This window comes from Gracilibacillus xinjiangensis (genome assembly GCF_042651765.1).
GTDB classification, from domain to species: domain Bacteria; phylum Bacillota; class Bacilli; order Bacillales; family Amphibacillaceae; genus Gracilibacillus; species Gracilibacillus xinjiangensis.
In genome coordinates this window covers 770974-791661 of the sequence record NZ_JBHSDT010000004.1, presented here as the reverse complement: position 1 = coordinate 791661, position 20688 = coordinate 770974, and the positions used below count along the sequence as shown (strand labels likewise).

Annotated in this window: 19 protein-coding genes; 2 read left to right on the top strand and 17 right to left on the bottom strand. The window is 35.0% G+C overall.

Annotated features, from left to right (window positions below):
• Positions 1-5 precede the first annotated feature (5 nt).
• From ACFOY7_RS07865 to ACFOY7_RS07855, 3 genes are all read right to left on the bottom strand, one after another.
• The gene (locus tag ACFOY7_RS07865) at positions 6-1292 is read right to left on the bottom strand and encodes a TRAP transporter large permease (protein ID WP_390251099.1); all 1287 of its coding nucleotides are present in this window, start codon (positions 1290-1292) and stop codon (positions 6-8) included.
• On the bottom strand, positions 1289-1768 hold the full coding sequence (locus tag ACFOY7_RS07860) for a TRAP transporter small permease (protein WP_390251097.1): 480 nt from the start codon (positions 1766-1768) through the stop codon (positions 1289-1291). Before ACFOY7_RS07860 ends, ACFOY7_RS07865 begins: the two co-directional genes overlap by 4 nt.
• 120 nt (positions 1769-1888) lie before the next feature.
• Positions 1889-2914, bottom strand: a complete 1026-nt coding sequence (locus ACFOY7_RS07855; RefSeq protein WP_390251095.1) for a TRAP transporter substrate-binding protein — start codon at positions 2912-2914, stop codon at positions 1889-1891.
• Between the two features lie 798 nt (positions 2915-3712).
• Between ACFOY7_RS07855 and ACFOY7_RS07850 the strand changes: the two genes are divergently transcribed.
• Both ACFOY7_RS07850 and ACFOY7_RS07845 read left to right on the top strand, forming a co-directional pair.
• On the top strand, positions 3713-4249 hold the full coding sequence (locus ACFOY7_RS07850; RefSeq protein WP_390251093.1) for a thioredoxin domain-containing protein: 537 nt from the start codon (positions 3713-3715) through the stop codon (positions 4247-4249).
• A 128-nt stretch (positions 4250-4377) separates the two neighbouring features.
• Positions 4378-4509 carry a hypothetical protein gene (locus tag ACFOY7_RS07845; protein WP_390251091.1) on the top strand — a complete coding sequence of 44 codons (132 nt, stop codon included), beginning with the start codon at positions 4378-4380 and terminating at the stop codon, positions 4507-4509.
• Positions 4510-4673: 164 nt separating this feature from the next.
• Here the strand turns inward: ACFOY7_RS07845 and ACFOY7_RS07840 are convergent, their stop codons facing one another.
• The 14 genes from ACFOY7_RS07840 to ACFOY7_RS07775 all read right to left on the bottom strand — a co-directional run bounded on the left by ACFOY7_RS07840 (position 4674) and on the right by ACFOY7_RS07775 (position 20606).
• Positions 4674-5774: a M24 family metallopeptidase gene (locus ACFOY7_RS07840; RefSeq protein WP_390251089.1), complete on the bottom strand. Its 1101-nt coding sequence runs from the start codon at positions 5772-5774 to the stop codon at positions 4674-4676.
• 197 nt (positions 5775-5971) lie between these two features.
• Positions 5972-6523 carry a GNAT family N-acetyltransferase gene (locus ACFOY7_RS07835; RefSeq protein WP_390251087.1) on the bottom strand — a complete coding sequence of 184 codons (552 nt, stop codon included), beginning with the start codon at positions 6521-6523 and terminating at the stop codon, positions 5972-5974.
• A gap of 156 nt (positions 6524-6679) precedes the next feature.
• Positions 6680-7435 carry an alpha/beta hydrolase family protein gene (locus ACFOY7_RS07830; RefSeq protein WP_390251085.1) on the bottom strand — a complete coding sequence of 252 codons (756 nt, stop codon included), beginning with the start codon at positions 7433-7435 and terminating at the stop codon, positions 6680-6682.
• A gap of 999 nt (positions 7436-8434) precedes the next feature.
• Positions 8435-9547: a glycosyltransferase family 4 protein gene (locus ACFOY7_RS07825; RefSeq protein ID WP_390251083.1), complete on the bottom strand. Its 1113-nt coding sequence runs from the start codon at positions 9545-9547 to the stop codon at positions 8435-8437.
• Positions 9547-10860, bottom strand: a complete 1314-nt coding sequence (locus tag ACFOY7_RS07820; protein ID WP_390251081.1) for an oligosaccharide repeat unit polymerase — start codon at positions 10858-10860, stop codon at positions 9547-9549. Before ACFOY7_RS07820 ends, ACFOY7_RS07825 begins: the two co-directional genes overlap by 1 nt.
• The gene (locus ACFOY7_RS07815) at positions 10857-12140 is read right to left on the bottom strand and encodes a lipopolysaccharide biosynthesis protein (protein ID WP_390251079.1); all 1284 of its coding nucleotides are present in this window, start codon (positions 12138-12140) and stop codon (positions 10857-10859) included. The genes ACFOY7_RS07820 and ACFOY7_RS07815 overlap by 4 nt, the downstream gene beginning before the upstream one ends.
• 314 nt (positions 12141-12454) lie before the next feature.
• Entirely contained in the window at positions 12455-13480 is a 1026-nt protein-coding gene (locus ACFOY7_RS07810; protein ID WP_390251077.1) for a Gfo/Idh/MocA family protein, read from the bottom strand.
• 33 nt (positions 13481-13513) lie between these two features.
• Positions 13514-14644, bottom strand: coding sequence for a DegT/DnrJ/EryC1/StrS family aminotransferase (locus tag ACFOY7_RS07805; protein ID WP_390251075.1), 1131 nt, complete (start codon positions 14642-14644; stop codon positions 13514-13516).
• A 17-nt stretch (positions 14645-14661) separates the two neighbouring features.
• Complete coding sequence (locus ACFOY7_RS07800; protein ID WP_390251073.1) at positions 14662-15225, bottom strand: acyltransferase; 564 nt, start codon at positions 15223-15225, stop codon at positions 14662-14664.
• Positions 15226-15279: 54 nt separating this feature from the next.
• Positions 15280-16605 (bottom strand): nucleotide sugar dehydrogenase, encoded by a 1326-nt coding sequence (locus ACFOY7_RS07795; protein ID WP_390251071.1) that lies wholly within the window; start codon positions 16603-16605, stop codon positions 15280-15282.
• A gap of 369 nt (positions 16606-16974) precedes the next feature.
• On the bottom strand, positions 16975-18228 hold the full coding sequence (locus tag ACFOY7_RS07790) for a glycosyltransferase family 4 protein (RefSeq protein ID WP_390251069.1): 1254 nt from the start codon (positions 18226-18228) through the stop codon (positions 16975-16977).
• A gap of 1 nt (position 18229) precedes the next feature.
• Entirely contained in the window at positions 18230-18847 is a 618-nt protein-coding gene (locus ACFOY7_RS07785; RefSeq protein WP_390251067.1) for an acetyltransferase, read from the bottom strand.
• Positions 18844-19491: a sugar transferase gene (locus ACFOY7_RS07780; protein ID WP_390251065.1), complete on the bottom strand. Its 648-nt coding sequence runs from the start codon at positions 19489-19491 to the stop codon at positions 18844-18846. Before ACFOY7_RS07780 ends, ACFOY7_RS07785 begins: the two co-directional genes overlap by 4 nt.
• Positions 19491-20606, bottom strand: a complete 1116-nt coding sequence (locus ACFOY7_RS07775) for a DegT/DnrJ/EryC1/StrS family aminotransferase (RefSeq protein ID WP_390252060.1) — start codon at positions 20604-20606, stop codon at positions 19491-19493. The genes ACFOY7_RS07780 and ACFOY7_RS07775 overlap by 1 nt, the downstream gene beginning before the upstream one ends.
• Positions 20607-20688 lie beyond the last annotated feature (82 nt).

Genomic DNA, 20688 nt, shown 5'->3' with positions numbered 1-20688 from the left:
TATGTTTATCTTCCCGTTAACAATTCTGGCAACCATAAGGAAATTTGAGGCACAAAGGTTAGAATAAGCAGCATGATAACTAAAGGCACATACAGAGGCAGTGTCTCCTTTATTATACTTTCAACCGGGACTTTCCCGACAGAGCTCATTACATATAGTCCGATACCCATCGGAGGAGTTATCATACCTATTAAAAGGTTAAATGTTATTACTATTCCAAAATGTATAGGATCAATACCTACAGAGGTTATAATCGGCAATAAGACTGGCAATAAAATTAACTTGACAGGAACACTTTCCATTAAAGATCCCAATATTAACAATACTATATTTATCAATAACAAAATAATATATTTATTATCAGTAATCTGTAATAAACTGTTAGAAAGCAATAAAGGTAACTGCTCTATTGATACAACCCACCCCATTGCTGTACTAACACCCGTTAGAAACATGATTAAAGAAATGGAAAGTATGCTTGATTTTAGAGCTTTCGTAACTAAAGATAATTTAAATTCCCTGTATATAAAGGCACAGAAAATAGAGTATATAATTGCTATTACCCCAGCCTCCGTTGGTGTAAATATTCCTCCAATAAATCCTAACAAAATAATCAGTGGTGCAAGCAATGCAAAAAAGCCCTTTTTAAATGTAACGATTATTTTTTTCATATCAAATGGTTCTTCAGGAGGGGAAGTAATTAACCCTTTTTTCGCTGTTATATAGACATGTATCATTAATACCAATGCTGTCAGTACACCTGGCACAATGCCTGCGACAAACATATCAGACAGAGATACTTCCGCTAAATAAGAATAGATAATCAAGGCTACACTTGGGGGTATCAGTGCTCCTAGTATGGAGCTTACAGCTGAAAGTGCCGCACTAAAGGATTTATCATACCCCTTTTCAACCATTGCTCTCATTTCTATCGCACCTAACCCTCCTTGATCAGCAATAGAGGACCCAGAAATGCCTGCAAAAATCATGCTTGCAAAAATATTTACATGAGCTAATCCACCTCGTATAAATCCTATAACGGCATTGGAAAAGTCGAAAATTCTTTTGGTTATTCCTGCACTGTTCATTAAATTACCAGCTGTAATAAAGAATGGGATGGCTAAAAGGATATAACTCTTGACACCTTCTACTATGGTAAGGGGAAGTACCTCCAGGTTGTATCCACCCATGAATAGCGCTATTATTGTTGCTATCAACATCGAGAATGAAATGGAAACACCCGAGAAAATTAATAACAAAAGCACACCAAACATTACTATGCCTATTATCATACCTTCTCCCCTCCCGCCATTTTAATTAGTTCATTAAATAAGAATACTGTAATAACGACAAAAGCTAGAGGAAGCGGCAGTATATATAATCCCTTCGGTAGTCCCATAATGGAAGTAGTAAAATTCATTTCCTGTAAGGTTAATCCAACACCTAAAAAAATCACAAAACAAGAAGGGACTAGTAGTAAAATATGGTTTATGACTTTCACTAATTTCTTTGCCTTTATTTTTTTTACTAGAAAGGTAACTGAAATATCTTCTTTTTTTATGACTACCCTTGTAAATCCCATGAAAATAACCCAGCATACTAAAAGCAGGCTAATTTCCTGAACTCCCATAAAAGAATAATCCAATACTAACCTTGTGAATATTTCGATGGCATTTAATAGAACCAATAACACTAGACACGTAATTGAAATAAAGAAACAAATATTGGAAGATAATTTAATTATTTTATTTATAGTATGTATAGTCATCATCCCCTTCGCGATCTTATCCCTCTCTTTAATGAACCAATTATCAAAAACCGGTAGGAACGTTAGAAATATTAGGGCCCCTTAAAGGCCCGTTCATCTCAATAATAGCTAGATATTTAGTTATTTAGCAGACCTAATGCTATTTATCAGACTCTCTTCATATTTACCTTCTTCTACCAATTTGTCGTAATAGGAAGACATAGCTTCGGTCCATGTTTCATTATCTATTTCAAATACTTGCAGATCATTTTCTTCCTTCATTATCTCAATATCTTTTTCAGCTGCTTCCATTACAAGTTCTTCTGCTTTTATCCCAGATTCATTTGCAGAATCAATCAGGATTTGTTGGTGTTCTTCTGATAGAGATTGAAATGTTTCTTCGTTTATTACCGTAATTACATCCTGAGGATATTCATCTATAATGGTCATATATGGTGCTACTTCAGCAAAGTTCATTGACTTCACCTGAGAAATAGGAGCAGTGACTGCATCCGCCATTCCCTGGTTTAATGCCAAATAAGTTTCAGTCCATGCAATTACTGTTGGATTAGCGCCTAAATGTGACCAACCCCCTGTGTAAATAGGAGAGTCAAAAACACGGAGTTTCAAACCTTTCACATCTTCCAAAGACTTAACAGGCTTGGTTGAAAGAAGAACTCTGTAAGGACCTCTAACAAAGCTACGTTCAGTATTCAAGTTTCTAATACCGCCATCAATTAAATTCTGATTTATTTCCTTACCAATATCACCTGTAAAGAAATTTTGGAATTGATTGTAATCTTCAAATAAAAATGGAGAAGTAGATAATTCTAATCTCTGATCATAGTCCTTGAAAAATGTAGATGAAATCGCAAGCATATCTTGTGTACCCATATTCACATTAGTTATTTGCGTATCTGCAGCTCCAAGTTGTTCGGAAGGATAAACTTCTACTTTTAATTGTCCGTTACTTTTTTCTTCTACTAAATCAGCGAAATACTGATGTGCTTCCCCTTCAGGTGAAGTATTCGTCATAAGTGTTCCTAACTTTAATACAGTAGGCTCTTGCCCTTCTTCCTCTGAACTACTCTTATTCTCTGTCTGCCCACAAGCTCCGAGTATTAACGCTATAGATAAAACCATTATTAAACTAACTATTTTTTTCATTTTTTCCACCGCCTTATGTCATTTATTATCTTTCTTAATAAAGAAAAAATGCTCTTTATATAATTTTTTTAAAATTCAAAATTTTATATACAAATCTGGCCAACAGTAAAAAATTTACTCTTGTTTCCATATAAACTTACCTCTATGCTTAATACCTGGTTTCCAACGGGCCACTATGTATATGTTTCTACTGTTACAATAAAAGTGCTATCAGAATCTTCATTGAGGGTTTCTATGTTTTATAATCCTCTTCCCTTTAGTAGGTTGTCGTTCTCGTGGTGCCATTCATCTCCCTTCAACTTATATAAAGAATGAGTAGTTCTAGATAAAATGCATTTCCTGTAGAGTTTTCACATAATTCCACCCAAATTAATTGGTTTTGGAGTTAAAAAAAAGCGGAAAATATAATTTAACTCTAGGTATGACATGTGTAAAACTTACTATTCATTCTCAGCAAAAATAGGATATCGATAAAAAATTTCTCTTTTGACTTAGGTACAAATTTAATGTAAGTCTCTTTTCAAGTCATCTTGATAAATTTTTATACTCTCCCTAAAATAGTTGCTTATGAGAAATTTGTCAAGAAAAGTGTACGTTTTTTGGGATAATGTGTCGAATGTTGCGATATAATAGTTTAGAACAATTCAACCAATATCCACTGTACTCTATTTAAGTTATCTAGCCATATTAGTTATCCTTGAAAAAACGCTCCAAAGAGAATGTAGTTCACTATCATTTACAATTCCGACTAACATCGTATATATTAAACTTATCAATAGTCAAAAAGGTGGAATATATATGGCAACATCGATAAAAAATGACCATTTAAAAATTGGCAAAAATGATGCACCGGTAAAATTAGAAGCATTCATAAATGTAGCTTGTAAAGGAACTGCTAACATATATCATTTAGGGAAACAAGCTTTACCAGAATATATTGAAAGCGGAAAGTTACAAATCATTATCAAGTTGTATGATAAACCCCGAGAAGAACTCCTTCTTGGATCCCTTGTGCACTGGTCATTGGATCATTCCAACCCAGAACAAACCTTACATGTTATAACGGATCTTTTAGAGAAGCACCCATCATGGATGGAGCTCTCTGACAAAGAATTAAAACAGCAAATTGTAAAAGATTATGGTTTATCACCAGAAGAACGCTTAGAAAATGTTGACATAAGCCTGGCCATTACTAAAGAGGCAATTGAACGAGATATCAGCAAAGTACCAACACTATTTTTCAACGGAAAAAGACTTCATGGCTACACATATGAACTAGAACCTGAAGACTTAAAAAATGCAGTTGAACAAGCATTATCACAAGTAAATAATTGAAGCCTCCAAGAATGTAGTCACATCCCTAATTATGTTGTCCAAAAGCTTTATTAATTTGCAGCATAATTCTGTTTTAATGAGAAATAATAAATTTGTTCTTACCTTAATTACAGTAGGAGGTTAGACAAATGGGCAAAGCGTTTCAACCGAAAGATACGGGAAAATTAACGAATGAAGAATATGGTACTAAGAAAGACAGAAGAAGAGAAGAAGCATTAACTTCTCATGGTACAGAACCGATTAGAAACTTAAAGAAATAGTGATTACAACTTAACTGTTGTATGGCAAGCTTACTTTTAACAAAAAAATCCCACCAAGCAGTCATTTCATTCCATGCATGCTTAGTGGGTTTTTGCTTACTTGATAAAGGAAATGCCCTGTCACTCCCACTACAATATTGCCCAGGAAATAACAGAGTCTTTCATTATTCGATAATTTGCAGATCTTTCGGGAATTTGGTTAGTGTCTCACAACCATCGTTTGTAACGAGCACATCATCTTCAATTCGAACCCCGCCAATTCCCGGGAGATAAACACCTGGTTCAATCGTATAAACCATTCCTTCTTGTAAGAGACCACCGTTTAAATGACTCATTGATGGAAACTCGTGTACATTAATCCCCAATCCATGGCCAAGCCGATGAGGAAAGTAGTCGCCATAGCCGGCTTCGGTGATAATATCTCTTGCTGTGATGTCTAAATCCCCAATACGAGTACCTGGCTTACTTGCCTCTATGGCAGCAAGTTCTGCTTTTAATACCGTTTCATAGATATCTCTCTGTTTGACGGTGAGCGATCGATAGGCAACTGTTCTTGTGATGTCTGAGCAATAACCGTCAAGAACTACACCTAGATCAAACAACACCAAATCTCCTGATTTCAGCTCGCGGTTTCCAGGATTGCCATGTGGGTCACTAGTCTTCTCCCCGAACAAAACCATTGTAGAGAAGGACATATCGCGTACGCCTTTTTTCTTGAGTTCATACTCAATTTTGGCTAATACCTCCATCTCAGTCACACCTTCCTGAAGTGCATTCACGCCTATTTGCACACCATAATCAGCCATTTCAGCTGCCCGCTTCATAATAGCAATTTCATTACTATCTTTGACAACCCGCATTTCATTTAATTGGTCTTCTGCAGCTATCACCTCAGCATCCGCAAACAGATCAAGAAAAGCGGTGGCACGTTGAAAAGTAAGAACCCCATCTTCAAAAGACACTTTTTTCGCCTTGGTCAGATCCCTTGCTTCTATTACTTCTTCTATGTTGTCCCATGGATTTTCATGGTCTGCGTATCCGATAATCTCGTATTGCCAGCCCGCATCTTTTAGTTGACTCACTTCCATTGCAGGTAAAATAAAGATTGGTTCAGACTGCTTAAATAAAAGCACCCCCATCAACCGTTCATGCGGGTCTGTATAGAAGTTGGAAAAATAATATACATTCTCGGTTGAGTTAATAAATAAAACGTCAATATCTTCCCCTTTTAACCAATTCGTTACTGTTTCTAACCGTTTATTCATTTTTGAATACTCCTAACTGATCATTATGTTCATTGGAACTGCTTATTCCATCATATTCTAGATCTTTTATGAGATATAATGCTATCTTATTGTTATTAGCTTGTCTAACTTATTGTTTGCTGTTCAAAACCTATAGCAGCATATGTAGCTGTTAGCGACACAGGGACAGAAAAAATTTGCTAACTAATATCTCCCTCTTATAAAGTAACTCTGTTAAAATCTTCGTTTATCAATCCATATACATAATGATCAACGTATCTATTATATAAAAATTCCGAACTTCGGATACAGCCTTCTTTTTGAAAACCAAGCTTTTCAGGAATAGCTTGACTTTTGTGATTCTCTGTTGCTGCACGAATCTCTATTCTTTTTAAGTTGAGTTCATTAAAGCAGTATTCAATAACTGATTTACAAGCATTTGTCATTAAACCTTTCCCCTGAAATTCTTCACCTAACCAATAACCTAATGAAGTTGATTTATTAGCCCAGTTTATACCATGTAAGCCTATGACCCCTGCTAGTTCACCTTTATACCAAATTCCCGCTTGAAAGCCATTATTATTACTAAATTGCTTCATTGTCCCTTCTATAAACTCTTTTGAATTGCTTTTCTCTTTTATAACATCAACCCAAGGCAACCATTCTCTAAGATAATTTCTTGATCTATCCGTTAAATGGAATAGGTTTTCTGCATGTCTTAGTTCTAGCAATCGCAATTCAGCGTCCTCATTAAGTTTAAAATAAAACACACTTTCTCCCCCTCATATTTTTATCGAGTAATCGGCCATGTTATTTCAAGTGTAATTATTTACATAATTTTTTAATATAAACCTTCTTTATCAATATAGTAACCTCTAGGTATGGGAATATCTGTGTCTTTTGTACCAAACTGGTCCCCCAAAATGTTAGATATTTGCTTTTACAAATTCATATGTCATCTCAGCGACTTTTTTATTACCAGCTTCTGAAAAACCATGACCTTCTCCCGAAAATACCTCCATTCTAGCGTGTGGATATAACATTTCTGCTTTCTTCCCATATTCAAGTGGGACAATTTCATCCTGATCTCCATGAAAAATTAGAACATTTTTATCGAATTGCCCAATATGGTCGAAGACATCATAGTCATGAATCGATTCAAAAAATATTCTACCTAATCGAACTCCCCATAACTCATGTATATCGGGGATTACCGAAAGTGTTGGAAACCTTTTATTCCAGTCCTCCGCAATACATAGTGCTGGAAATAACAATAAGAGTCCTTTAATCTCCTCTATATATTCTTCAGCTACTAATGATGACACTAATCCTCCCTGACTTCCTCCAAATAAAAAGATATTATCAGAATCAACATTTCCCCAATTTTTTATTGTTTCCATAACAGCAGACAGATCTTCTTTTTCTGTAAATATAGACATTTCCTCAGTCTTAAGGTCACTCTTTGAATGGATGGAACCACCACAAAAGTCAAAGCAAAATGCGCCCACATCATTTTTTGCTAAAAAGTCACTATTCATAGCAAAATCTGCATTTGTTCCATTAAAACCGTGGCTGAAGATTACGACAGGGCACTTTTTCTTACGAGTAGGCATGTAAGAGACACCATGAATTTCCCTCCCGTGATGGTTGATCTTCACTATTTCTTTTTGATAACTGGTCATTTTTATACCTCCATGTCTTAGAAAATTCCAATTATATATCCAGTTGACCCCATTCAATAAAACAAGCAGAACTTTATTTTATATTATTTAATATTGAAACCAGACTCTGTTGATAGACCTTCTGCAATTAAAATATTATCATTTTTTTTCATGACTTTTGAATATGATCTAAATAATGCATTTACCAATTTGTTGTTTGCATTGCCATTATACTCAATATAAATTTTGTAAAGTTCCCCTGTATAATCCTTCCCTTTAAGGATATACCTGCTGATAACGACTGTCGATCACAAACAATAATTTGCGTATGCACTCCTCCGTCAAGAATCTCTCCTTTATGGCGTTGTTTGGTGTTTATTTTGATAGGGATTAGGAATGAATATTAAATTAGAAAAAAAATAGGTATATAAGAGATTTTGTCGTATTCTACCAAATAAAGAAAATCTCTGTTTCATCCTGTAACTGCTAAGGTTAATAGGATCTTACGCAATGCTAGGTAATTCATTGTTATTCCTATTTGACTTTTATAATGTTAGGTATTTTCGAGAAATTCCCTTTTTCATAAGCCTACTGTTTCATCTTGGTAAAGAAATTTCTCCAAATGGGAAAAAATACGAAATGTTTTTCAAAAGAAATCCTATATTACTTCGGTTTTTATTGTTAAATCTGAATGGGGCAAAATATGAAAAGAAGAGATCCAGCAAACTGGTAATATCCTCGAGGATTGGAACAAGCGTCCCATGGTTCATGAAGGGGAATTAGTAATCCTGTCATTATACAACTGTTCTTAATTTTCAAGAATGAAAGTGTTCAAATTAGTAAAACGGTTCATTTTTACTTGTCGGTTATAGGAATTGAATAGAAACGATTTAGATAAAACAAACAGTCACTAGAACGATCTATGTTCTAGTGACTCTTCTTCTCGCACTAACTGGCTCTATTTTCAGCGCTGGTTCAGTCTATCCTCACAAGAAGTAAGGGAAGTGCAAGCACCTCAAACTAACCATCAAGACTTTGTAATTGATCATATAGGTTAATTAGCTTTTTGCTCTCTGCTTCCCAGTTAAATTTACTTTGAACAGCCATTTTGCCATTCTCCCCCATTTTTCTGGCTTCTTCGGGATTGTTTATCACCCACTGAATCGCACTGCTAATTTCATTTACATTTAATGGATCAACAGTTAGTCCACATTTGTTCCCTTCGATGATCTCTTTCCATAATGGAAAATTGGAAGCAATCACGGGAAGTCCAGTTGCCATATATTCAAACATCTTTATTGGCAAAGAATCTATATAATTTATCTTTGGCTCTAACACCACCAGCCCTGCCATCGATGTCTCAAGCTCTTTTTTGATTTGTTTTCTGTTAAGAAAGCCTAGGAAATTCACCTTTTGCCACCCTGGCAATTCCTCTATCATTGTTTTCTCTCGCTCATTTGCAAATTTTCCAGCGAGCTTGAAGACAGCGTCAGTATTGGCAATCGATTTTACACAATTTACACTTCCACGGTCTTTTGAAATACCACCAATATAGATGACACTTTTTTCCTTCTGAATATCCTTAGTGGAACTAGGATCATACAATTCCCCTAAGATTGGATAATTATTTACATTTACCACACAATTATTTAACTTTTGGAATCTTTCTTTGATATGTGGTGTAGCGGTAACCAAGGCACTGAATTTTTTAACTGCCCGGTTCTCATATTTCTCAAAAACGAAAGATACCAATTTCTTTAAATAGTTCGGAATCCAATGTTTTGATAATATTTGTCTAGGAACATCTTCATGAATATCGTAAATGACTTTTTTCCCTTTTTTTCTAAGCTTTAAACCAATAGGAATCAGTTCTGGATCATGAAAATGATAGATTTCTGCATTTACGTCTAGTGCTTTGCGGTAGATATCTCTAGTTAAATTCTTGGCCCTTTTAATTCTCCCATTATACGGATTCTTTACACCGTGAACATGAATGCCATTCAAACTTGTTTCATCCGTATTTGGAGCGATTAAATGAACTTCAAAATCAGCTTTTACTAGGAATGAACACTCTTTTATAGAGATACGTATATCATCATATCGGTGCACAGAAGTAATGTGACATATTTTCATTAAGAAATTTTCCTTTCTTCCTTTATAAAATCATTCTTTTTCCTAAATAAACTAGTTGTCAGCCAAGTTACAAAGATGGCAAACAAAATCCCATGTGTCGCAAAGCTAGTAAACATAGCCGAATTAACGAGAGACATTGAAGGGATAGCCATAATGGATGCAGCAAGTATGAATGGTGCTGGCCTTGCTAAACTATCCAGCAATACAAGTACAAATCCTAAAATAATTAAAAAGATAAAAATACCGATAAATCCAAAGTTTAAAAACGCATCCCCGAATATACCGACATTTGGACTGAAGTCCTCCCCATAAACATCCCTCGCTATTAGACTAACTGGTGTTAGTCCATAAGGGTTTTCAGTCACCCTGGAAAGAATAGAGTGGGATAACATATACTTGTCTGCCTGATTAAAATATTCATAATAAACAAAATGCAAATTAGAAGGCGCAAAGAATAAACGTCTCAGAAAAATAGATAACATCAGGATATCTCCCGTTATTTTATATAGGAAAAACATGCTGGACATAAAGATAGACAGCAATAAGGACATGAACATGAGTAATCCATTTTTATAACCTTTTTTTGTAAGAAAGTGTAATGCGAGCACCACTAATGGCGCGAAAAGAAAACTTTTAAAATTTGTCATCGAAAATAAAAACACTTGTAAGAATAGCGTGATAAAAATAATAGATTTTTTATTTTTCAACAAACCATAAGTTAAAGAAGTTAAATTGATGACGTGCGCCTGCCAAGGAAGCAAGTAAGTAATAAGTGTATTACTGCTATTCACATAGCCTTGTCTTGTGCTGTATACATCTAATAAATTGAGATTTATTCTAGTCAAACCACCAGTAGCAATGAGATACCCATAAACAAACAGACTAATTCCTATAAGAATACTAATTGCTAAATTACTACCTTCTTTCAATTGAAAGTTGTTAATAGGCTTGAATTTACTAATGATTAGATATAAAAGCAATATAGAGGCAGAAATGACCCAAAAATACATTCTGGAATGATTCTCAAGCCAATACAGTGAAGAAATTGGCAAATATAAATTTAAATATAGAATGTACACGACGATCTTGCTTGGTTTATCATAATCATCCAGTTTTGATAAAAGAAATGATAAAAAAATTACGAAAAGATAGGATTCCAGCATCTTTATTCCATTAACATCCACGGTGAAACCGGAATACTCAAACAATGGGTGAACAAATGTAAGGTATCCGTACTCAAGTAAACCTTTAAACAGCAAGATGAATAGGATGGTGAAAATATATTTTTTCTTTATTGCAAAGTTACTTATCATATAAATTCCTCTTTACTAGCTACTTGTTTTTTTTGTAAATAATGTAGAGATAAAAAAAATAGAACAGTATATAACAGGAACATACTGATTGAAAAAATCAATAATGTCCTCTCAGCTTCCAAATAGAAGAACTTAGACGGAATAATAATCGTTGCTAAGGATACGAGAACTCTTCCTATATCCCACACCAATTGTACATGCTGCTTTCCTAAAATATTCAATGTCTGTGATAATGGTACAACCGTAAACTGTCCGATAAATAACAGCGCTAAAATTTGCATATAAACACCTGAGTCAGACCACTCTTCACCAAAGATGAATGAAAAGGCAGGTTCGCCAAAAACAGCTAGTAAAATAATTGGTATTCCACCAAATAACAGTAAATTTTTAGCTGTCTTAAGATATAAATTGCGAACATGCCTTATATCTTCTTTTAATAGTTTCGGTGCTTCGTGTAAATATACTTGTGAAATGGATTGACTTACCAAAGAACTTGGAAGTCCAAGCACACGTTGGGTTAAAGCATAAAACCCAGCAACCACTGGATCATAAGCAAATGTCAACATAATTGGTGTTAAGTGAGTGGAAAGACTATTAATCAATCCAGCAGGCATGGAATACATTGGAAATTTTTTAAAGTTTGCAGCAGCTGTTTTCATACTTTCAATAGACAAATACCTTTTTACCACTTGATAAGACTGTTTCAGATTAGTCTTTACCATTAAATAAGATCCGATCAAAGCACCAATAATTCTCCCAATGATATCTCCTACAATCAAACCGAAACTGAAGTTTGAAATCCCCCCAAGTAATAGCTGGGATACAACTTTCCCTATACTAGTGCTCACTTTTATGTTGGTAATCGATTTGAATCTTTCTATCCTTATAAAAAAGTAGATGATATTATTGGTAAAACCTAAGAATAGAACTGTAAATGGGATTAGCCAGATTAGTAGGTTTATAAAAGCTTCTACTTCTAAAAGGGAGAAAATATACTCCCCAAAACAAACAAAAAGGATCCAATAGACGAAAGCTACAACACAAATTAGCAGCATGTTAAAACCAAATAGATTAATGAGTTCCTTCTTTGTTCTTGTTAACGGTAGTGCCAATTCATATCGCAATGACACCACTGAATTTAAAATCGAAATAATTGAAATAAATGTTGCTAATATCCCGAATGCTTCGGGTGTATACATCCTTGTTAAGATAGGCGAAGATAGAACGATCAATCCTTGGGCGAATACTGTTCCTCCAACCAATATAAAAACGTTTTTCAAAAATTTATTTTGCAGCAGTTTATCCCTGAACTTTTTCATCTAATGCAAATCTCCATCTCCACTAAGTCTTACAATAATTTGTAATAGTTTATCTATTATTACATTTGCTTTTAGGCAATTTCTCGTATCAATCCTAACCTGTGGGGCTTCCAGAATTTACCTGCAGACACTATTCCTTTGTATTGGTGGATTAATCCATTAGTAACAATACCAATGCAGTAGATATAACCAAGAACCTCCACATCGATTCTACTGTTATGTTATGTAACTTATAGATTTTCAGTTAACTCACAACATGGTAATTCTGTTGTCAACTATTCCATCTTCCCTTCCAATTGAATGGGCTGATTTTTTTGTGCTGATTCATAAAAGCTTAAAACAAGTTCAAGTGCTCTTCTTCCATCTTTTCCGGTTACAGCAGGTTTCCTTCCTTCTTTAATTGCATTCACCATATCTTCAATAATCCACTGGTGACCTGGAGTGCCCCACGGATCTGCTTTAATACTTTCTTTCAAATCATTTATTTCCCTTTCTGACATATCTTTTATGTCGAGATGTTCGAAATAAATGGCATTTGGACCTCCAATTTTAACTGTACCTTTCTCACCGAATATTGTAATAGACTCTTCATAGTTTTTAGGATACACAGTAGTTGAAGCTTCTACTGTTCCAAGTGCACCTGAATCAAACTTTATTGTTCCGATAGAGACGTCTTCAGCTTCTATATTTCTAAATCTTGTTGCTTCCATACTAAACACTTGTTCAGGAGAGCCCATAAACCATAACAATAAATCAAGATTATGGATTGCTTGATTCATTAAAACTCCACCATCATGCTGTTTAGTTCCTCTCCAAGATGCTTGGTCATAGTATTCCTGATTTCTGTTCCAATTCACAATACAGCTTGCATGGCTAATCTTTCCTAATAGACCTTGGTCTATTATTTTTCTCAGCTCTTGAACAACCGGTCTAAAACGGTTCGGATGAACAACAGCTAGTTTTATATTATTAGTGTTACAAGCATTTATAATTGTGTCAGTATCTTCGACTGTCATAGCAATCGGCTTCTCCACAATAATATGTTTTTTTGCTTCTGCCACTTGCACTGCAATAGAAGCATGGAAACCACTTGGAGTACAAATACACACTATATCAATATCCTCTTTTTCCAACATATGTTCTAATTCAGTATAAGGTCTTGCATCATATTCTTCTTTGTAAAAGTCCATTACAGTTGGAACTTTATCACAGACTGCAACGAGCTTAGCAGCATCAATTTTCTCAATTGCTGCTGCATGCTTTTTTGCTATAAAGCCACATCCAACAATTGCAAAATTCATTTCGAAACCTCTTCCTTTTTCATATATTTGAGCTTAATCACTCATAAAATCTTGTATTACATCACATACTCTTGTAATTTCTCCCTCCTTTAGATATGGATGCATTGGGAGTGACAGAACGGTATCACAAAGTTTGTTTGTAACAGGAAAATCTCTCTCATCAAATGGTAAATCAGAAAATGCCTGTTGTCGATGCATCGGTTTAGTATAATAAATCATACTAGGAATATTATTTTCATTTAGCTTAACTTGTAAGGCGTCCCGCTGTTCTTTTGAAACCAGTTTAATAGTATATTGAGCAAAGCTTGAATAATAACCTTCTGGAATAAAAGGTGTTTCTACAATATTTTGCAGTCTTTCACTATAAAGTTGATAAGCTCTATTTACTCCATCTAGCTCATGTTCTTTAAATGCATGTAATTTTACTTGCAAGATGGCCGCCTGCATGGTATCTAATCTGGAATTAATACCAATTCTTACATTATCATATTTGTTTTCACCTTTCCCATGCGTTTTATAGGAACGAACCATTTCAGCTGTTTCATCATTATCGGTAAAGACTGCCCCGCCGTCTCCATAACAACCTAAAGGCTTAGCAGGGAAAAAGGAAGTTGTGGCAGCGTCACCGAAACTGCATGCCATTTCGCCATTAATGTTTCCACCAAACCCTTGAGCACCATCTTCCAAAACAAGCAGATTGTAACCTTTAGCAACTTTTTCTATTTCATTATAGTTAGCTGGTAATCCAAACAGATCAACCGGTATAACTACTTTAGGATTTAATTTTCCTTCTTTATTTACTTTTTCAATGGATTGTGTAAGTTTATCAGGATCCATATTGAAAGTCTTCTCATCCACATCTACAAAAACTGGCGTTGCTCCGTTAAATGAAACTACTTCTCCCGTTGAGAAGAATGTAAAATCAGGTACAAAAACAGCATCGCCTTCTTTTACATCCCATGCCATCAAAACCAATGACAAAGCATCCGTGCCATTAGCACATGTAATACAGTGCTTAACACCAACGTATTCAGCTAAATCTTTTTCTAGCTCATTTACTGGTTTGCCGCCTATATATTGGCCAGTATTTAGTACATGTTGAATAGCATCATCAATAGCAGACTTATACTGAGTATATTGAGCTTTTAAGTCACGAAACTGCATACTTTACCTCTTTCCTCTTATTTAATTTCTGTTAAGCTATCTTCCATTAATTCATAAGCTCTGTCACATTCTTTACAATGATAATCTTCTTTTATTGGAAGACCGCATTCACAAACCCAACCAATTTGTTTTGCCGGTACTCCAGCCACTAATGCATAGTCTGGAACATCTTTTGTTACAACGGCTCCTGAAGCAATCATGGCCCAGGAACCGATGGTATTTCCACATACAATCGTTGCGTTTGCTCCTATAGATGCACCATATTTGACTAGCGTTTTTTTATATGCAGCACTACCTTTAGGGTATTTACTTCTTGGCGTTAAGTCATTGGTAAATACCATAGACGGACCACAGAACACATAATCTTCTAATTCCACACCCTCATAGACAGACACGTTATTTTGAATCTTTACTCCATTACCAACTTTAACGTTGTTAGATATATTTACATTCTGTCCTATTGAACATTTCTCTCCAATTTCTGCACCCGAATGAATATGACTAAAATGCCAAACCTTTGTCCCTGCTCCTATCTTTACGTGCTCATCAATATAACTACTTTCATGTACAAAATATTGCATTGAAATGTCTCCTTATCTAGCCCTATTGAGAAGTGGTCCTTTTGGACAACTTTCTTATAGCAATTCAATATTGTCTCTATTTGTTATATCCTTCATTGCATTTTTTGTATCAAAAATAGCTTTTGCATGCTCTTGGACTAGCATGTAATCTACCATTGTATGGTCAGTTGTTATCATAACCAGATCCGCAGATTCAATTAATTCAACTGTTAATTCACGTTCCCCCTTTTTAACTTTTCCATGAGCTTTGTATTCTGATACATAAGGGTCATAGAAAATAACTTCTGCTCCTTCTTTTTCTAATTCATTAATTACTCTAATTGCTGCACTTTCCCTGTAGTCATCAATATCTTTTTTATATGCCACACCAAGCACAAGTACTATTGAGCCGTTCATTGCTTTTTTGTGTTTATTCAAAATTTTGCTTGCTCTCTCCACACAGTATTCAGGCATTCTATCATTTACCATCATTGAGGATTCAATCATTAATGTATGAAAATCAAATTCCCTCGCCTTCCAAGAAAGGTAATATGGATCTAGGGGAATACAGTGCCCCCCAAGTCCCGGTCCTGGATAAAATGCTTGAAAACCATATGGTTTTGATTTTGCAGCTTCTATAACCTCCCAAAAATTTATTCCCATTTTTTCACTAAGAATTGCTAGTTCATTGACTAATCCTATATTAATATTTCTGTATATATTCTCTAAAATCTTCTCCATCTCTGCTATCGCTGGTGAGGAAACACGATGGATAGGGGCTTCTAAAATACTTTCATACAGAGCTGCAGCTACATCCGTACATTTTGATGTAGATCCACCTACAACTTTTGGTGTATTTTTGGTTTTAAAAGTTAGATTACCAGGATCTACTCGTTCTGGTGAATACGCTAAGTAGAAGTCCTCTCCACATTTCAATCCGGATTCTTCAAGTATTGGCTTCAAAAGTTCTTCAGTTGTTCCTGGATAGGTTGTGGATTCTAATACGATTAACATGTCCTTATGCATGTACGGTACGATGCTCTTTGCTGAGGCTTTCACATAGCTAATATCAGGCTGTTGATACTTATCCAGAGGTGTAGGAACACAAATGCTTACACAATCCGCTTGTGCTACTTTCGCAAAATCCGCCGTTGCTAATAAATTCCCTGAATTGACAAGTTCTGCCAGGTCTTCGTTAACTACATCACCAATGTAGTTTTCCCCATGATTAACCATTTCCACTTTCGATTCTTGAATATCGAATCCAATTGTTTTATATCCAGCTTTCGCTTTTTCAACAGCCAGTGGAAGACCAACATAGCCAAGACCGATGACTCCAAGGGTTGCAGTTTTATTTAGTAACTTATCCTTTAAATTACTTGTTGAGGTAGCAGTATTCATTAGATTCGTTTCCTCCCTTTACTATAGCATTGCATATATTCTCAGCTAGTTTATTAATCAATTTTCTTGTTCTTCGGTGAATTAGCAGGATTATAGACTTGTCTATTCTCTCTCGAAAGCAGAAAAAATCTCGAATAACTTCGAATGATCATCAGTCTTTTCTGCTCAATGGATTATTGTATTTGCATCATAGCGCTGACCGGTATGTACCAATATCTCGTTGTGATCTTTTTAAAAACATCAAAAAATGGTGCGGCTTTAATGAATGGAGGACGTGCGCCAATTATTGTTAACAATTTCATTTGCAATTTTTATCTTTACTATTTTTGGAAAAATAAGCGGAATCCTAAACAAAACCTAAAAACAACCTTATAATATATTTTCTAGTTTGCTTGTTAACTTTTTAAAATCAAACTCATGTGATGCCTTAAGGGCATTATTACAATATTTCAAATAATCTTCTTTTGGCAATTCGGATACCTTCATTATGCTCTCAGCTAATTGTTTTTCATTTGCATTATCTATTACTACTCCACAATTATATTTCTTTATTAGATCGTATCCAAACTCACAATCTGATATGGTAGGTTTTCCACTAGCAAAATATTCAAACATTTTATTTAGACTCGCACCATACTTTTTTATATTATTTTGCTCAAAGTGCATAATATTTAAATTCGACTTACTTAAGATGTATGGTATTTTATTCTTATTTACAAAACCTTTGAACTTAATGTTCTGTATGTTTTTATTGCTACAATACTGTTCTAACCTTTCTTTTTCTGGCCCATCCCCAAAAATTAAAAACTTAATATCTTTCCGACCCGTTCTTTCTATATATTCTGCTGCTTTCACAATTTTCATAATATTATTCGCTTTTCTAATAGAACCAGTGTATATAACTTTAAATTGCTTTAAATTATTTAAGTCACTATCATCGAATACATGATTTTTTCTATTATAGTGAAAACTTTTTAAATCTACGCCATTATTAATATGGTGAATTTTACTGATATCGATTGGACCACCATTTTCTTTATCCCATCCTTTTTCAATTATATAATCTTTTCCCCCCTCCATCGTAAATATTAATTTATCTGCTCTTTTATATATCCATTTTTCCCCAAGATATAATAAATTGGATACTATACTATTTCTTTTTAAAGAGCCGTATTCCACTATAGTTTCTGGCCACAAATCTCTAACCTCACTAATACATGGGATATTTAACTTTTTCGCCATCTTTATCCCAGCTACTAATGTAAGAGGATGAACACTTGAAGCTAAAATTACATCTGGCTTACCATATTGTTCTGCATACTCTTTTGAGACAGAAGAAATATTTTTATAAAAGGAAAACATATTTATAATCCTCTGTTTCCCATTACCAATATATTTAGGTGTTTTCACGAATACAAAGGGTATACCATTAATATCATCTGATGTATATAATTTACTGCCAGTATCAATCGCTTCGCTTGAATTGTGAACTGTAGAAGCACAAAAAATAGTCGTCTTATAACCCTGTTTCACTAAATTCTCTGCAAACCAATAATGTCTACCAGCTTGGTCCTTATACATATTAGTGGCATAGTGATTCCAAATCCAAATATTTTTTTTCATTCTATATTCTCCTAACTGGTACACCGACATAGACCCCTGATTCAGTTATATCATTTACCACCACAGCACCTGCTCCAATTTTGCATCCTTTAGTAATTTTTATATTATTACTTACGACACTGCCGATACCTAACCAGGATCCATTTCCAACTTGGACCGTACCTGCTAAGTGTGCCCCAGGTGATAAGTGAACAAAATCCTCTATATAATTATCATGGTCTATTGTAGCCCCGGTATTGATAATGCAGCCTTTCCCAATTTTCGTACAGCAATTAACAACTGCACCAGCCATAACAGTTGTCCCAATCTCTATATCCACTTGTGCTCCTATTACAGCATCTGGGTGAATTAATATCGGAATACTAGCACCAGCTTTTTCAAGCTTTTCAAGAACCTTTTGTCTGATAGCATTGTCACCAATACCAACAAATATATCGTACTCATCTATATGTGAAAAAACTTCGTTGGTAGTGCCTATGACCTCTAAACCTATTGATGATTTAATACTTTCGTCATCATCTAAAAATGCCATTTCCTTCCATTTATTCATTTTTATTGCAATATCTGCCACAACCTTGCCATGTCCACTGGCACCTATTATAAGAAGTTTATTATTCATGATTCCATTCTTCTTTCTTTTTTTGTTCCCGTAAAGGGTTCCATTGTAGGTGCACTTTCAGAAGTAATACCTTCTCTGACAAAAACTTTCTTCATTGTCAGGAGAATTATTTTCCAATCCATAATAAAACTTACATTGTCCACATATTCCACATCGAGGTGAAACTTATCTTCCCAATTGATTGCATTTCTTCCACTAATCTGTGCCAAACCAGATAGTCCCGGCCTTACCTCATGGCGTCGTTTCTGATGCTCATTGTACAATGATAAATATTGCACCAATAATGGCCTGGGACCAACGATGGACATATCACCTTTAAGAATATTAAAAAGTTCCGGTAGTTCGTCAAGAGAGGAAGAGCGTAGCAATCTGCCGAACATCGTCAATCTCCTATCATCAGGTAAAAGGTTACCTTTTTCGTCTTTCTCATCTGTCATTGTCCTAAACTTATACATCATAAAAACTTCTTCATTCAATCCTGGCCGTTTCTGTTTAAATAACACAGGGCTGCCTAAATTTATTCTCACGAGTAAAGCAACGATAAGAAATACCGGACTAAGTATTAGTATAGCGACGAAAGAAAGTACGATATCCATCGGTCTTTTGACAAATCTTCTGTATATGCCACCATTGAAATTCATCATTATTCTGCCCACAACCCCTTAATAATCTTAACTACTTTCTCAAGATCCTCATCCGTCATCTTCGTATCTGAAGGTAAACATACACCATTTTCAAACAATTTCTCCGATATATCACTTCCGACCAAATCATATCCCGTAAAGTAAGGCTGTAGATGCATCGGCTTCCATAAAGGTCTGGATTCAATATTTTCTTTTTCCAGAGCCTTTATTACGTCAATCGGTCTAACATTACCGGTTAGTGTCATACAACTTAACCAATAATTCGGTTTATCCCACTCATTGTCCGGCATGAATTCAATGCCTTCAAGTCTATTAAGCTCTCTCTTATAAAACTCGAAAATATATCTCTTCTTCGCAACTCTCTGATCCAATATTTTAAGCTGTCCTCTCCCAATCCCGGCAACGACATTGCTCATTCGATAATTAAAGCCTAATTCACTATGCTGGTAATGTCTGGCTCGATCTCTTGATTGAGTAGCCCAAAATCTCACTTTCGCAATTCTTTCTTCATTATTCGAAACAAGCATTCCACCACCAGAAGTAGTAATAATTTTGTTTCCATTAAAAGAGAAGATGCCATAATCACCAATAGTCCCAGTATGCTTATCTTTATAGAAAGTACCTAAAGACTCAGCAGCATCTTCAATAACTACTATATTATGTTTCTTGCAAATCTCCATTATCCTATCCATATCAGCAGATAAACCATATAAATGAACAACTATGACTGCCTTTACTTCTGGGTACTTTTCAATCGCTTCTTCCAATGCTTGCGGGCTCATGTTCCAAGTTTTATAATCACTATCTATAAACACTGGAATGGCATTCTGATAGATAATAGGGTTTACTGTAGCCGAAAAGGTGAGTGTCGGACAGAAAACAATATCACCTTCTCCAACCCCTGCTGCCTTTAGCGCCAAATGAATAGCTGCAGTACCTGAAGTAAGTGCTGCAGCGGCTTTAGAACCAACTTTCTCGGCAAGCTCTTTTTCAAATCCATTTACGTTTTCGCCAAGGGGTGCAATCCAGTTTGTATCAAAGGCTTCCTGAATATATTCCATTTCATAACCTTCATCACTCATATGTGGAGAAGAGAGGTATATTCTTTCTTTCACTTTTGTCAGCTCCATCTGCCAGCCTTCCTTCCGTAGTTATTTTTAGTAGATTAGTACTTTCTTGGAGTTCACGTCCATTCCA